This window comes from Pontibacillus salipaludis (genome assembly GCF_014642405.1).
GTDB lineage: Bacteria > Bacillota > Bacilli > Bacillales > BH030062 > Pontibacillus > Pontibacillus salipaludis.
The window spans coordinates 1-14,952 of record NZ_BMIN01000032.1; the positions used below are offsets into that span (position 1 = coordinate 1).

Consider the following 14,952-nt stretch of genomic DNA (forward strand, 5'->3'; position numbering starts at 1 on the left):
TAGGGCTTCGTAGTTTATCTCATCGATATAAATTTCTACGTCAAACTTAGGGAAACCGCCGAGTACGGGTCCGTACGCTCGGTGGTGTGAGAGGACGGAGGTTAGTCACCTCCTCCTACTCGATTGGAATGAAGCACTAGAACCATCCTCGATCTCCTTACTAAGCGCGTGTCGCTTCACCTGATTTTTTGACCGCACCATATTTATTAGTGAACCAAAAGATGAGCGGTAAGAAAATGATGGTCGGCAAAAACCATAATAAGATGTGACTGGAATCAACTCCAATAAGTCGCGGAGCGCCAAACACAGTAAATGCCGTCACTGTGGAGATCGAGCAGGTTAGCATGCCGGTAATGTGTTCCACAATCCAACTCTTTTTCGTCGTCATCGGCTTAAGCCAATAACGCAGTTGTCCAGCACCTAGAAATACACCCAAAAGAGGGAAAAAGGTGATAAGCGAATTGCCGATCATCGTGCCGTAAACGACACATCCTAACCCAGCGAGGAGTAGGAGTGCGGATGCTGCAAGGTCTAGAGGTTGGCGATGTATTGGTTCTTTTTTCTTAAACTTCAGCACACGAATGCCATAGTACGCCGAAACAGCACTTAACGTCGCGATAAATAACAAGAAGATTGAGAATTGCATACGCTCAGGTGTAGGATCAGGCTGAACAAAAATTCTGATGGAGGCCATGCCTACAGCTGATACGCTAACAAGACTCATTCCATACACGAACAACCAGCCGACCCGGTTGTGCCACTTTCCGCCTTTTTTCGTGAGAAGAGGAATCCACAACAATAGTAATGAACTAAATCCACCAATTAAATGAGCAATCAAAAACAAGGTGAACAAGACAACCACACTCCTTTAGATCTAGTACTTTAAGTATACACCCCTACAGTCAGTTGAAGAAGCACGGGCATGATTTCAGTGCTTCTTTTTTAAGGATACTTTTCTGCTCATGCAAGTCAGTGATGGGCTGGAAAAAAGCTATACCCCAAATATGTAACATATAATTGACAGGTGTAAATTATATGCTACTATAAAAGGTGTAAATTGGAAATTATAATCCCGTCAGAATGGAGAAACATCATGGAACAAAAAGCTCGGAATAATGTCAAACGGCTACGATTGGAAAAAGGTGATTTATCCCAAACGCAACTAGCGAAGCAGGTGGGTGTGACCCGTCAAACGATGAACTTAATCGAGTCTGAGAAATACAACCCGTCGATTAAGATATGTTTGTTGATTTGCAGAGAGCTTGGTGCGTCACTCGACCAACTGTTTTGGCTTGAAGATTAATAAAAGGAGATGGGGAAATGAAAGTCCATTTCATTAATGTTGTGGCGGTTTTGGCTGCTGTATTTATCGGAATTGGATTGTTTGTGGGAGAAGTCCCCTGGCTTGGGTTAGCCGGGAGTGTGATTGGGTTTAGCATTGCAGAGATAATACGGGGGAATAAAGTTAAAAAAGGTGAAATCGTAGACGCTCCCAATGATGAACGTGTGACCACAAACATCAGACGGTTCGAAGTCACGATGTTCGCGTTATCCTATGGTGTGCTGTTTCTCTATGCGTTTATAGCGAGATACGCAGCGGATACGAATACCATCCGTACGGATTATGTGCTGATCTATATTGTAGCGGTATTCTTTATCTGGCTCATAGGTATTTCCATCGTAAAAAAGAGATAGGAGGGAGCTACTATAAAGGTTTACAATCCATTAGTATTCGTTCTTTTTTTAGTCATAAATATTGCTTGGTTCTATTACGCATTTACATATAGTAACCTTTCCAATCAAGCAGCGATTTTAGTGAATGTCCCTATAATAATTGGGACGATCGCTTACATTGTGGTTTATTTTAAGCGAAAAAATAATAGATCTAGATCATAGAGAGGTTGCTTATTGCAATCTCTCTGCACGGGGACGGTTCCTAGAAATTGAATCTAAGCACGATGATTCATATCGTTTATTCCAATGCTATGATAGAATTGTAATTAACTAATTGTTGTTCGGATTAATAATCATGAGTATTTGAAACATCTTAAGAAATTGGTAGAGCAAGAATGGTAATATTCGTGCAAACAGCACGTGGAGGAATTTAAATGAATAACGGTACAGTAAAATGGTTTAACGCAGACAAAGGTTTCGGATTTATTGAAGTAGAAGGTGGAGACGATGTATTCGTTCACTTCTCTGCGATTAATGAAGAAGGCTTCAAAACGCTAGAAGAAGGTCAAGCTGTTTCTTTCGATACAGAAGAAGGAAGCCGTGGACCACAAGCAGCTAACGTTGTGAAAAAATAAATCATACAAAAAGCTCTTTCCTATAGTAGGAAAGAGCTTTTTTTGGTTGAGAGGAAGCACGGGATGGTCTTAGGTTTATTTTTTTGAAGGAAGCACCAGAACCGCCATAGCGCTTCCTGAGAGCCAGTGGACTCGTCCCTTTGTACCTCATCCCAGTATGTTGTTTAGAGGGGGAAAGTTGAAGCTCAACGAAGCAGACTAGGAACCGAATCTGCTTTTGTTTGAGCTATAGGGATTTGACTTTCTTGTTTGAATATAGTCCCTAAAATATATAACCCATATATTCGTGATGAACACTAAAGATGAGATAAGGGCTAGGGTCCAATTCATGCCTAGCTTTTCAGATAAGGGGCCTGCTAATACAAATCCTACTGGCATAAATACAAAAGAAACAAACGAATCCAGTGAACCTATCCTGGATAAGAGGTGTTCAGGAACTTCTCTTTGGACTAATGTATCCCAAAATACGCCTCCGATAATCATGCTGGCACTGGCTAACAATGAAAAGACCATTATAATCCAGTGAGAAATTGGATTGATTAAGGAAGCTATTTGTAAGGATACAAAGATTGTCATCAATGTAAAACTAAACTTCAAAGGAGATTTTGGTTTAAGTTTGTGTGACAACACTCCACCGATTAAACCACCTATAGAACCTGATGTTAATATCAGGCCCCATTCAGTTGGTCCGTTTAGCTTCTCGGTTACTACTAAAGGTCCTAACACACTAAATGAAGCTACTGCGAAATTAAGTATTGAAAATGCTACCATGGAGGACCATATCCATGTATATTGGCGTGCAATATCAATGCCTTCTTTTAAATCTTCCCAATATGTACTTTTAGGAGTAGATTCCGCCTTGAAGTTAGGACGAATAAATAGTACTAAGATGAAGCTTGAGAAGAAGGTCAGAGCATCTAGTAAGAAGATGTTTCCGAAACCTACGAAAAGGACTAAGGCACCCGCTATGGCAGGTCCTGCTATTTGAAAAAGACTGTTTACAATGCTTAATAATGAATTAGCTTGCTGAAGGCTTTCTCCCTTAACAATTTGTGGGATTAGGCCACTAGTAGCAGGAGCGTGAAAGGCGCTTACCGATCCATAAAATAATGCTGAAACAACTAAATGCCAAAGTTCTATTTGATTAGAGAAGAATAGTAAAGCAATGATTAAATGGTTACTTCCTTGAAGAATATCAGAGAACAGAATGACTTTTTTCCTTGAAAGCCGATCGGCCCAAACCCCGCCGAAAGTTATGAATATTACTCTGGAAATCCATAGAGCGCCAAGAACAACTCCTAGGCTAGTGGCGCTACCTGTTATCTCCAAAACTGCGAAAGTAATCGTAAGGGGAACTATTGTGTTTCCAATGGTTGATATAATGTGTGATATCCAGTAGATAAGAAAATCCTTATCCTTAAGGATGTGGTTAGATTGTATTAGCATTCATGTCCCCCTAATCATTGAGAGTATGTTGTTGGCAATTGCAAGCTAACTCAATACTTCTATATGCGTGAAATAGCTCTAATAATTTATATGCTGCTTTTTCATCTTCTAAAATTCCTGAAATATCCTTTAGAGAAAACTTGCGGGCATTATTAATATAGTCAACAGTTCCTAAAATTCTTTCATTGTAATTAACTTTGAAGGTACGTCCTCTTAGGAATAGAACTAACTCTCCGTCTTGCTCTTTATACTGAATTTTAGTATTCTTTTTAAGTTTATAACAGCTACTATTAATGCTTGTACTACGATTTAATAGAGTTGTGCTGGGAGCACCTATAAATCCACCATTGCTTTGGAGTTTTAAGTTGTGATCGATAAGACCATTAAGGATGGAAGATCCGATATTAGAGGTGCTGAATCCAAAGGAATTATTTATTCTCTCATCAAACTCTTCGCCTATGAGTAAATCTTGGTTTGACCATGAAATAGACACATCATGGTAATCAATTTCTTGAACTTGCTGCATGTTTGAAAGTCCAGTGTTTATTAAGGCACGTGGGTCATCTGGAAATAGTGCAGTTCCTAAAGTAATAGAGAAATCAGGGGTATAAAGCAAATGATAAGCATGTCGAGGAATAAACACCATATCTCCTGGTTCTAATACAACATGAGTAGCCGATTCCTTCCATTCAGAGTTACTGTAAAGGATGTCAGTTCTTCCAGTGTAGTCTTCATTTGGAGGGTTCTCCCAATACCAAATATCTTTATTGGAAGGTCCACAATGGATTAAGAAAATGGGTTCAGTATCTTTGTGAATTCCAAAAGGAGTGTATCCATAATTACCATATATTGCGTAAGCATCTGCTCCTATACTCAGGTTTAACTCTGAGCCTAATTGATTTATGACTCTAGAAGTAAGCATGTTAAATAGATCCTCACTATAATTAGTGAGGTGATCAATTAAAACACAGAAGTTATCTTCTTGTAACCATGCCTTAAACCAATCTTCTAAGTGTTGAAAATCTTTAACGTTATGATCATTTATTTTATTTTTTAACCAGGGTTTGATCGCATCATTTACATTGATATTAAGAGGTGGTGTATTCTTTTGCTGTTGCACCGTAGCAATAACTTCTGTGAACATTTTGCTATAGTCTTTAAGATTTCTATTAATATAATACTTCCATACTTTTGGTTTAGTGAGATTTTTTGTTTCTTCCATCAAGTTTGAGATGGCAATATTATTCATTGTCATTATTCTCCTCTACTTTGAGTCCTCTGTATTGGATGATAGAGTCTACTAAAAACTTGGACACTTCAAGTGAAGTAAGCTCTTTTAGGTTATCAATTAAATCCCAATAACTTCCTTCGCGGTATTCATTAATTGTATTTATCGTTTCTACAATACCAGGTAAGTTTTTTAACTGCATCATCCTACCTCTTACAAAAATTGTGATCTCCCCGTTGTCAATTTCATAAAGGATAGGGAAGACAGAAGTATTAATGATTGTTTTATTACTTAAAGTTTCTGGATTAATTTTATTTAGAAGAGGTTTATGGATAGCATATCCGTTACTTTTCAACAAGAGGTGATAGAAGTACGAACCTTTCTTTAACCCTCCATCTACATCATGTTCATGCGATTTAGTAATCTGTTCAATTTGTTGATCGATTTTAGATTTTAATTGGCTTTCATCTACGAAGTATTCATCGTTGTTTCCATTAAATCGCGTTAGCATATTTATCCCTTCGTTACCGACGGTTTTGGCGGTAGACGGATATAAGATAAAGCCCAGAAATGCAGAATATCCTACATTTTGAAAGACATGAAAATCTCCTTTAGGAATGAAGAGACAGTCACCTGGTTTAAGTGCGTAATGGTCAGCGTATTCTTTGAGATTCTCAGGATCAAATCTTCTATCATTACTGCCGGTTAACTTTAGGTAATCTTCATTCTTCCAAATCCACACATGTTTCTCATTCGGACCCAAATGAAATATAAGGGAGTGATCAGGGTCTTCGTGAATTCCGAATGGAGTATAACCCGAATTAGCAAAGAATGCGTATGTATCAAGCCCAGCTAATGGAACACCGACTGAGTCTATAATTGGCCTAACAACTTCCTTGGTCAGCTGAGTGTGTAAATGATTATTCCATTTAATGATACCGTTAAACGTAAAGCAATAATTCTTATAGCCAATGCTTTCTTGTAACCAAGAGTCAAGATTTACTTCAGGGTTGTACGGAGTATTTTGTAACTTGTCTTGTAAATCATAACGTTGTCCATTATCAACAAACATCCTTAAAATAGCTTTTTCTTTTTCATCGCTTATGTTTGAAATAGCAGCCCTTAATTCATTTGAGATATACTCGCTGTCATGAAGCATGTTAGGTATTAATGCATAATCCTTAAGGTCATTTGTAGCCTTTAATAAACGATCCATCCAATTCACATCAAATACAAGGTTAGCGTTCGCTATATTAGCAGTTGTCATCATATTCACCTCAGATAGTTATTAATTTAGTAAATGCCGAATATCTTTATGCAGAAAAGCTTTTATTTTCATCTAATTCATGTACTTGAATAACGCCGCATTTGTATAAATTACTTATAATAGAATAGAAGGATTTCTCACTTAGGTAATCTCCAAATTGCTCTCTTAGATAAGCTGCATTAATGTTCTTACCTAAGTTTAACTGGCGTACTATTTCTATCACTGAATTATTTTTAATCAGACTAATCGTATTACCTCTTGCAAAAAGATTTATTTCTTCATCAGTTTCTAATGTTAATATTTTAAAAGGTTGATTAATGGAATAAGAGTTGTATTCCCAGTTCGAAAGTACTGAAGCGTCATTTGTATTAGTATTGGTAGGAACTCTAAATCCTAAATTACTTCTGATTCTTAAGATATATTTAGTAACTTCTTTAATTTGATCCTCTGTTGATTGACTAATTTCTCTCAATGGTATAATTCCATCTTCTCTATGAAATTCTTCTTCTAATACCCTCTTTACTATGATTGATAAATCTATGTTAGATTCTTGTTTATTACTTGAGCAGATTTTTTGTAGGAGGGTATCTTCATCATACTTAATTAAAGCAATGGCTAAAGAAACAGTGAAATCGTTATTTTCCCCAATATGATAGTATTTACTAGCAGGTAGGAAAAACCAGTTATCTGGCTGTATTAGATGACGATTTGAATGAGCTAGGAAATTATTATCCGGGTTAGTTAAAGGGAGCGAAGAGCCTCGTAACTTCTTATAAACCTCAGGATCCCAAAGGTACATGTACCTATTGTGTGGTCCAAGATTTAAGTGAAGAGCATCAGAAATCTCATCAATGTGCACTCCAAAAGGGGTATAAGTAGTGTTTCCAATGAAATATGTAACTTCTAGATGGAGTAGCTCATCATTAATCTGTCCTTTAGCATCTTTAAACAAATCATCACACCATGTGACAATAGAATCATTCCACTTTTCAACTCTATTTAAGATTACTAAGAAATCTTGATCTTTAAATTTCTCTTCTCCCCATTTTTCTAACTCAGAAAAAGAGGAGGGGGGATTGTTTAATATATACTCCGTTAAATCCTCTCTTGCTTCGCCATCTACATAGATTCGTAAGCTCTTTTTATAAGAATCATTTGAAAGCTTTTGTGATGACATTTCTTCTAGTGTTTTAGACGGTGCTTCATAAACAGCTGAGAAATCTAAATTTGTATTGCGTATATATGATGCAGGAATCTGGAAGTTATTTGTGTCTAATTCTAACTCTTTGAAAGAAATCAATTGCGAACCTCCTATATATTGTTAATAAACCAAAAATTCAAGGCCACAGCGTCTGACCTATATTCTATTAATGGCCTACGTGGTTAACTGGACCAGCAGCAAGCTCTTCGTCACGTAGTTCAGATAGGCGGATATCAAGATCCTCTAAAGAAACTTTTGTTTCGTTCTTTTTAATTTCAGCCAAGATGAGCACCTCCTTTTTAAATAATGTATAGAGAATTAATGGCCTACGTGGTTAACTGGACCAGCAGCAAGCTCTTCATCACGTAGTTCAGATAGGCGGATATCAAGATCTTCTAAAGAAACTTTTGTTTCATTCTTTTTAATTTCAGCCAAGATGAGCACCTCCTTTTTAAATTATGTATAGAGTATTAATGGCCTACGTGGTTAACTGGACCAGCAGCAAGCTCTTCATCACGTAATTCAGATAGGCGGATATCAAGATCCTCTAAAGAAACTTTTGTTTCGTTCTTTTTAATTTCAGCCAAGATGAGCACCTCCTTTTTTCTAATTTCACTGTGGCCTTCAATTTTTGGTTTATTTCATGCCCTTTAATGAGTAGCTACATCAGGTTGAGGAATATACTCATTAGGTTCAATGATGATCCAAGCAGTACTATTTTGCTTCCGTTTTTCTTTCTCATTTAAATGGACTAATTTAAAGGTGCGTTGAGAGACGAGCTGAAATAAATTCCATCTAGCTTTAGGGTCTTTTATGCTAAGAAAGTGCTGGGGAATTTTGCTCCGGTTTAAATCGTCGATCATCTTTTCAAGCGTTAAATAAGTGGGTAAATGAGTAGATGCACTATCTATTAAAATAGAAGAATACTCACTCATGTAGGGTAAAAATTGCCTCATAATATTTAAGGCATCATATGGTCCGTAGGAAGTATCAGCAAACAATACATCTATAGATTTATCCACCATTTGCAATTCGTGATCCATGAGCATGTGCTGAGAAGCTAGGTTAATATCTTTTTTCATAAAATTGATCTGGTTTGTTAATGAGTAAGATTCGAATATTAGATTCATGTATTGCTCGTAAGACTTCTCAGGATCTTCCCCTTTTAATTGAGGAAATATTTTCTCTATATCTTCTGTCAAAAGATTGGCTTCTTGGCCATTATCAATTGTGTATAACTCACCGTGTCCGTTTTCTTTTTGGCCAAGGCCCATCCATAGAGAAGACAGCCCCATACCAGTACCAAGTTCTACAATGCAATTAGGTTTCTGGCGCTTAATTAAAGAATATAGGAATAGGGAAGTGTTTTCTGAGCCGTATACTTTCCCAATTGACCCTGTTAAGTCTAATAGTTCTTTCATTTCATTGGTTCTCACTCTTCACCCCTCCATTCAGGGAAGTCATTGGTATATTGTCTTTTAATCCATTGAATACAGCTTAAGCCAGTAGTTGAGCTGTCGATGGGATAGATAGTGACTTCATCCTCTAAATTTCCATGCAACTTTATTTTTTCTCTCATTTCATTTATGATTTCTTTTCTCTTTTCTATAACGATCTCCCTTGAAGAAGGGTCATCAATATCTTGGTTATCTACATGAATGAAATAACCAATTGCTACACTAGATCTTGAAATTTTTTTTAGATAAGACCACTCCATTTGGTGTATGTCTTTTACAGGAACGACAGCTTCAATATGGAAATTGATATGATAAATACCTGGTTGAGTAACTCCTATCAAACTCCCTTCATGGAGGACAATTACAGTTGGAATTAATACTGCATCCTGCAATCGAATATCCTTATAAGTTTCATAAATGATTTGCATAAATGTATCTAGTGAAATAATAGGGTTCATTGTTACGCGGTTAGTTAAATCATTAGAAAGTTTAAAATCCTTAAATATATGGAATGGGATACATTTAGAACTGCTATTTATGTCTTCTTTATATAAATTGAAGTTTCTTATTTCATTAGACGAAATAGTAAATTGCGATTGATTCATCCAATCCTCCTTTCGTTCGCTCTCTTTTGTATCTGTATTAACTATATTTCAATCAAGTTGTTAAATTGAAGAGGTAAAATTATTAATAGCAAAGATCATGTTTTATATAAAAATTGAGTTAGAAATTTTACCCTTGTTTGATTTTTAATTAATATGGGGGGCTTCTTATAGCTATTACATCTCATACAAAAAGCTCCCTAGACGTAAATAGTAATTTACGTCTAGGGAGCTTTTAGAATAAATGGTGGTAGCTTAGGATGTTAATTCAATTCCCATTGTGCGAGGGCCTGGTTGAGATTCATCTGAAGTCACTTCATATTGTTTGGGACTATGATCAGGTTTATCAATAAATAATCCATTAAATTGAGAGCCCAGATTTAAAACTACAAACAGTGATAAACTTAATAATATTTTTTTGAACAAATTTAAGCAACTCCTTAATTGATGTTTCTAATATTAGTGTAAAGGGTATAAGAGTAAAGTATTAGGGGTAAAATTTTCAACATTGTTCCTCTTATTTTACCTTATAATTGCTGGAATTATTTACTATGGTTTTCTTCTTGTTCAAGTATCTTGTCCAGGTTTTCAAGGGACATACGATAATACTTAGCTGCCATTTTATACGCATTTACCTCATGATAATGGTTCCCAATTTGTCTTGAATACTTTGAGGCTTTAACGTATAGCTTGTTATCAAGAGAAGTCGCTATGATATTTTTCATTTCTTTCTCATAGTTAAAATCATCTTTACGAACCTTATATAAATTAGCTGCTAGTGAGTGAATATCAATATATACTGAAGTCATATCACATTTTTGAAGAATTTCAATTGCCTCTAATAAATGTAGGTTTACTTGATTCCACTCTTTTAATTCAGTATAGACCTCTATTAATCCCCTTAATGAATAGATCCTTTCTCTATCATTCCCTTCGTGTATCTGTAAACTATCTTCAAAGCTACGTATTGCCTTCTTATATTCACCTAACCCTTGATAAACACGCCCATAATTATATTTGATCATGCCAATAATTACTTCTTCTGCATTTTGGTCAACTAATTGCTCGGCTTTCTCTAAATATAACTTTGACTCTTCATACAGTGCATCTAAATGATATTGAACACCAATTGTTATTAATACGGCTATTATATTTTGTTTTTGATTTAGCTTTATATATATATCATGTGCTTTAAATGCGTAACTTCTACTTACGTCTTGTTTCTTGTTCATCCTTTGCTGAACAAGACTTATATTGTAGTATAAATTAGCTCGAAGAGAGCTTTCATCATCTATTAGCAATTGATTTGCTTTTAAATAAAATTTACTAGCCCCATTGAAATCTTGCTTATAGTACAAGTAACTGCCACATGAGATGTAATAATATATCGACTTATCCGGATAAAGTGAATGAATATGACTAGGAAGTAACTCTAAAGAGTTCGTATATATTTTGTTAGCTTTCTCTAATTCTTGTTTATTCACATAATAGTGTAGCAACACACCATATACTTCTATTAATGTATCTGGGGGATGAGCTTCTGTAGCGTGAATTTCTAGTAGTGCTAATTCCTTTTCCGATAAACTATTATTAGATTTATATCTCTTAATAATTTCAAGAATCGTTGATTTGAAATTCGTCACATCATTTGTAGTGAGGTATTCAACATCTATATCTAATTTCTTAGAGATCTTACTTAAAAATGATTTTGAAGGTGGGATCTTCCCGTTTTCTATTCTGCTTAAATAAGTAATTGAACAGATCCCATTAACAAATTCCGATTGATTCATACCTTTATGTATTCTTAACTGTCTGATCTTTTCTGCTATATACACTCTGGTATTCTTCCCCCTTTAATGCGTTTATTTTCTTATTTTCTATTAAATCGTGTTCGGTCCCCTCCAATTTTTTTGTGTCTCTTTTTTTCTTCCATTTGACTTTTCTTATCATTTTTCCTTTCTAAATATGCCAGTTCCCTTTGAAATTTCACATAGTTATTGAATCGGTCCAATTCCAATTCTCCTTGATCAATGGCAGCTTTAACCGCACAGGAAGGCTCGTTATCGTGTTGGCAATCCCTGAATAAACATTGAGTTGCAAACTGTTCTATATCAGAAAAGCTCTTATTAATACTTTGATTTACGTCCCATAATTGTAATTCCCTCATTCCTGGAGTATCAATTAAAATCCCACCTTCTGGGAGCATTAGCATTTCTCTATTTGTAGTAGTATGTTTCCCTTTTTCATCGCCTGTTCTTATAGCGCTTACCTTTTGTTTATAACTACCATATAAATAATTACAGATTGTAGACTTCCCAGACCCGGAAGATCCTAATAGTGCAATAGTTTCTCCATCTATACAATACTTTTTGAGATTATCCATTCCTTCCCCTTTATGGGCACTGACAGTATATATAGGAACTCCGATGGCAACTGATTCAACTTCAATTATTTTTTCATATATTTCTTCACAAATATCACTTTTACTTAGAACTATTACCGGCTTCGCTCCACTTTCCCAAGCCGTAATAAGGTAACGCTCAATTCTTCTTAGATTAAAGTCTTTATTTAAAGATATAACTAAAAAAACAGTATTTATATTTGTGGCTACAATTTGTTCGTCTGATCCTTGGCCGGGCTCTTTGCGAGAGAATTTACTAAAACGATGTAGTACCTTATGAATCATTGCTTTCCCTTCTTCAACTTGTAAAGTGAGAACTACCCAATCACCTACAGAAGGAAAGTCTTTTTTATTTGAAGCGTTATGGATGAACTTGCCTGACACTTCTGCAGATAACTCTTGTTCCTTTGTTATGACTTTATATGTATTTTTATAACCTTTAGATATTCTACCTATAGCATAGCCTTCGCTTTCATACTCTTTGAAGGATGTGTCTATGCTATCATTCCAACCTAACTGGACTAAATTCATGAAAAACCTCCAATAAAATAGATAATGTGTTAAGTTTAGCAAAATAATTGCTATAATTCTTACTCTTAAGAAAAAATGGTGTATAGATAGGTTAGGGGCACAACCTACTTTTATGGATTATAATACCATTTTTTTTGGTTTATGTAATTTGCGATTGGGATGTTAGGAGAAAAGTATTGCACTAATTTTATTGAAATGGGGTATTTGTGCTTATTAAATTAGTTAAGGTTCTTAGCATTCAAGGTAGGAAGCGCAGGGACGGTTTCGGGACCAGTGAAAAAGTACTTATTTTATTAAAGTGCCGCACACTTACCTCAAAATACAGATATAAAAAGAAGCAAACCATCTATATACAGTAGGTGATTTGCTTCTTCATTATGATTATTTGACTTTTTACTGGTCCCGAACCTTCCCCTCGCTTCACCGTGATGAAATTGAAAAGGTCAACGCCCAAACCTTCATCCCTATTAGCGCAATAGTTTATCTCGTAAATGACTACTGCAAGAATGCCCACTGAAAATAAGAAAGATATTAAAATCAACGTTGGTATGATTGGCAACCATTTAGTTAATTGCTTTTGGAAGAATCCCCCCCCAACCTCACCCCAAAAAATTAAAACACCAATTTGTAGGACTAATAAAAACAATGCATTTAAAGAAACCGTAGTCTCTGTCAGCGTCTGCTTAAGTTAGAATGATTATCTAAAAAACATCATATCCCAAATCAAACAAAAAAAGCATAAAACAGTTCCTATATTTATAGGTGGAGGTTGTCTTATGCTTACTTAAAAATGATGTCTTTTATTAATTGGCTTAATGTTGGTCAGGAAGATCCTGAGTGTGATATTCTCCATCATTAGCTGACTGCATAGGTTGAGTCATGGATGAGGCAGAAACAATTATCCCAGCATAAAAACTGAAAACTACCATAATAGATAAGATTTTTTTCATCGTTCATCTTCCTCCGGCTCTCTAATTTTGCGTTAACTGGTACTGCTTATTTGTATTATAATGTAATATAAATAGTATAACCATCGCGTTAAATAAGGCCTATAAATCAAAACAGTCAATAATTATCGGTTCTACTATACATAATAGGAATATTTGAAAAGAATATGAAAATAATCATAATCTTGGAGGGCAATATGGAGGAGACATTAGGCGAGAAACTGAAGTCCTTACGCAAAAAGTTACAAATCTCTCAAGAAGCGTTAGCAAAAGGTATTTGTACCCAATCTGAAATAAGTAGGATCGAGAACAATAATAACCTTCCATCCTACCAAATCCTCTCCCGACTAGCACAAAAGTTAGGTGTTCGTATTAGTTATTTTAAAGATGATCACCTAACCCACCGAGGTGATTACGTAGACGAGGTAAAACACCAGTTGAATATAGCAAGGCGAGAGCGAAACTATGACTTGATTCAAACTATCGTGGTAAGTGAAAAAGACGTGCCTGCGTTTAAAAGTGGTACAAACAAGAAGTATTTAGACTGGCATAAAGGAATAGCTCTGTTTCATAAAGAACAAAAACTAAACGAAGCTATAGATGTATTGAATAATTGCTTGTCCAGAAATCGATTAAGTGATTTACACACAGCATTAGATATGAACGTATTGAATAGTTTAGGGGTTTTATACCGTAATGCCAAGAAGCCTTATCAAGCAAAGGAATACTTACAACATAGTCGAGAGATAGCTGTCACTTTTTCAGAATTTAGAGAACCACGATTGTATATTAAAATTCTGTACAATTTATCTAAGGCTCTTACTGATCTGGAAGAGCACATAGAGTCTGTTAATTTTTGTGATGAGGCCATAGATTATTGTATTAAAGAGGAAGATATGTTCCTTTTAGGAGAGCTGCATTATCAGGTAGGAAGGAACTATATTAGTCTTGGTAGAGAGAATGAAGGTATTCAATACTGGGGTAAGGCTTTGAATGTATTCGAATTACAAAAGAAGGATTTCCTATACAACATGGTCCAACAAGAGATTGAACACTATAGAAACTATAAGAATCTGATATGATTGTATAATATGAAAAGGGCCCTTACTTATAAGTAAGGGCCCTTTTCATATTGATAAGCAAATTTGGTAGCTTTAAGTAACTTGTGAAATAGTTTCATCGTGAGGCGAAACCTTTCCATACATGTTGCCTTGGATCGAAAAAGATTTCTTCTTGTTTTTGTCTTGCTACAACATTGACTTTATATTCCAAATATTTCCGGTTCCATAGATCTTCTTGGGAGAGAGATTACATTTTATAACTCAAGAAACTACATAGTGTTCTACTCCTTTTTGGTATTGTGACTATTTAGTTATGCATGCTAAGAAAAGCACGGATTGGTGTCTCTTTAAATAATGGTCAATGCCATTATTTATTAGATGTGTGCCCGACATGGGCGCAAGCTTTAGGGTTAGAGTCCCGAACGGTGAAGGTCGTTGTAGCCGTTAGCCAAGGGCAAGGGTGTCCGGGGTGACCCGGAATCTGAAGGAAGCCGGAGGCAAA

14 protein-coding genes are annotated in these 14,952 nt (G+C 35.6%); 4 read left to right on the forward strand and 10 right to left on the reverse strand.

Annotation, left to right across the window (positions count from 1 at the left end; translation table 11 throughout):
- Positions 1-160: 160 nt before the first annotated feature.
- Complete coding sequence (locus IEW76_RS20475) at positions 161-853, reverse strand: DUF2306 domain-containing protein (protein ID WP_373286021.1); 693 nt, start codon at positions 851-853, stop codon at positions 161-163.
- 204 nt (positions 854-1,057) lie between these two features.
- On the opposite strand from IEW76_RS20475, the gene IEW76_RS20480 reads away from it, so the two are divergent.
- The 3 genes from IEW76_RS20480 (at position 1,058) to IEW76_RS20490 (ending at position 2,309) form a co-directional block, all read left to right on the forward strand.
- Positions 1,058-1,303: a helix-turn-helix transcriptional regulator gene (locus tag IEW76_RS20480; protein ID WP_373286022.1), complete on the forward strand. Its 246-nt coding sequence runs from the start codon at positions 1,058-1,060 to the stop codon at positions 1,301-1,303.
- Between the two features lie 17 nt (positions 1,304-1,320).
- Positions 1,321-1,695, forward strand: a complete 375-nt coding sequence (locus tag IEW76_RS20485; RefSeq protein WP_188656224.1) for a hypothetical protein — start codon at positions 1,321-1,323, stop codon at positions 1,693-1,695.
- Between the two features lie 413 nt (positions 1,696-2,108).
- Positions 2,109-2,309 (forward strand): cold-shock protein, encoded by a 201-nt coding sequence (locus IEW76_RS20490; RefSeq protein ID WP_026801633.1) that lies wholly within the window; start codon positions 2,109-2,111, stop codon positions 2,307-2,309.
- Between the two features lie 198 nt (positions 2,310-2,507).
- Here IEW76_RS20490 and IEW76_RS20495 read toward each other — a convergent pair whose 3' ends face one another.
- The 9 genes from IEW76_RS20495 to IEW76_RS20535 form a co-directional block, all read right to left on the reverse strand.
- Complete coding sequence (locus tag IEW76_RS20495; protein WP_188656225.1) at positions 2,508-3,755, reverse strand: MFS transporter; 1,248 nt, start codon at positions 3,753-3,755, stop codon at positions 2,508-2,510.
- Between the two features lie 10 nt (positions 3,756-3,765).
- A complete protein-coding gene (locus tag IEW76_RS20500) occupies positions 3,766-5,004 on the reverse strand; it encodes a JmjC domain-containing protein (protein WP_188656226.1) in 1,239 nt (412 codons plus the stop codon).
- Positions 4,997-6,253, reverse strand: coding sequence for a cupin domain-containing protein (locus IEW76_RS20505; protein ID WP_188656227.1), 1,257 nt, complete (start codon positions 6,251-6,253; stop codon positions 4,997-4,999). The genes IEW76_RS20500 and IEW76_RS20505 overlap by 8 nt, the downstream gene beginning before the upstream one ends.
- 43 nt (positions 6,254-6,296) lie before the next feature.
- On the reverse strand, positions 6,297-7,550 hold the full coding sequence (locus tag IEW76_RS20510) for a hypothetical protein (protein WP_188656228.1): 1,254 nt from the start codon (positions 7,548-7,550) through the stop codon (positions 6,297-6,299).
- 551 nt (positions 7,551-8,101) lie between these two features.
- The gene (locus IEW76_RS20515; protein ID WP_188656229.1) at positions 8,102-8,887 is read right to left on the reverse strand and encodes a class I SAM-dependent methyltransferase; all 786 of its coding nucleotides are present in this window, start codon (positions 8,885-8,887) and stop codon (positions 8,102-8,104) included.
- Positions 8,884-9,513, reverse strand: coding sequence for a hypothetical protein (locus IEW76_RS20520; RefSeq protein WP_188656230.1), 630 nt, complete (start codon positions 9,511-9,513; stop codon positions 8,884-8,886). The genes IEW76_RS20515 and IEW76_RS20520 overlap by 4 nt, the downstream gene beginning before the upstream one ends.
- Before the next feature lie 539 nt (positions 9,514-10,052).
- Positions 10,053-11,345 carry a helix-turn-helix domain-containing protein gene (locus IEW76_RS20525; protein ID WP_188656231.1) on the reverse strand — a complete coding sequence of 431 codons (1,293 nt, stop codon included), beginning with the start codon at positions 11,343-11,345 and terminating at the stop codon, positions 10,053-10,055.
- Positions 11,346-11,380: 35 nt separating this feature from the next.
- Complete coding sequence (gene rsgA, locus IEW76_RS20530; protein ID WP_188656232.1) at positions 11,381-12,442, reverse strand: ribosome small subunit-dependent GTPase A; 1,062 nt, start codon at positions 12,440-12,442, stop codon at positions 11,381-11,383.
- 812 nt (positions 12,443-13,254) lie between these two features.
- The gene (locus IEW76_RS20535) at positions 13,255-13,392 is read right to left on the reverse strand and encodes a hypothetical protein (RefSeq protein ID WP_188656233.1); all 138 of its coding nucleotides are present in this window, start codon (positions 13,390-13,392) and stop codon (positions 13,255-13,257) included.
- Between the two features lie 194 nt (positions 13,393-13,586).
- Here IEW76_RS20535 and IEW76_RS20540 point away from each other — a divergent pair, with 194 nt between their 5' ends.
- Entirely contained in the window at positions 13,587-14,471 is an 885-nt protein-coding gene (locus IEW76_RS20540) for a helix-turn-helix domain-containing protein (RefSeq protein WP_188656234.1), read from the forward strand.
- Positions 14,472-14,952 lie beyond the last annotated feature (481 nt).

Bases quoted from the DNA above. Each gene is read 5' to 3' on its own strand.
- IEW76_RS20500 (WP_188656226.1), bottom strand. From the start codon at position 5,004: ATGAATAATATTGCCATCTCAAACTTGATGGAAGAAACAAAAAATCTC.
- rsgA (WP_188656232.1), bottom strand. From the start codon at position 12,442: ATGAATTTAGTCCAGTTAGGTTGGAATGATAGCATAGACACATCCTTC.
- IEW76_RS20540 (WP_188656234.1), top strand. From the start codon at position 13,587: ATGGAGGAGACATTAGGCGAGAAACTGAAGTCCTTACGCAAAAAGTTA.
- IEW76_RS20505 (WP_188656227.1), bottom strand. From the start codon at position 6,253: ATGATGACAACTGCTAATATAGCGAACGCTAACCTTGTATTTGATGTG.
- IEW76_RS20485 (WP_188656224.1), top strand. From the start codon at position 1,321: ATGAAAGTCCATTTCATTAATGTTGTGGCGGTTTTGGCTGCTGTATTT.
- IEW76_RS20490 (WP_026801633.1), top strand. From the start codon at position 2,109: ATGAATAACGGTACAGTAAAATGGTTTAACGCAGACAAAGGTTTCGGA.
- IEW76_RS20495 (WP_188656225.1), bottom strand. From the start codon at position 3,755: ATGCTAATACAATCTAACCACATCCTTAAGGATAAGGATTTTCTTATC.
- IEW76_RS20520 (WP_188656230.1), bottom strand. From the start codon at position 9,513: ATGAATCAATCGCAATTTACTATTTCGTCTAATGAAATAAGAAACTTC.
- IEW76_RS20535 (WP_188656233.1), bottom strand. From the start codon at position 13,392: ATGAAAAAAATCTTATCTATTATGGTAGTTTTCAGTTTTTATGCTGGG.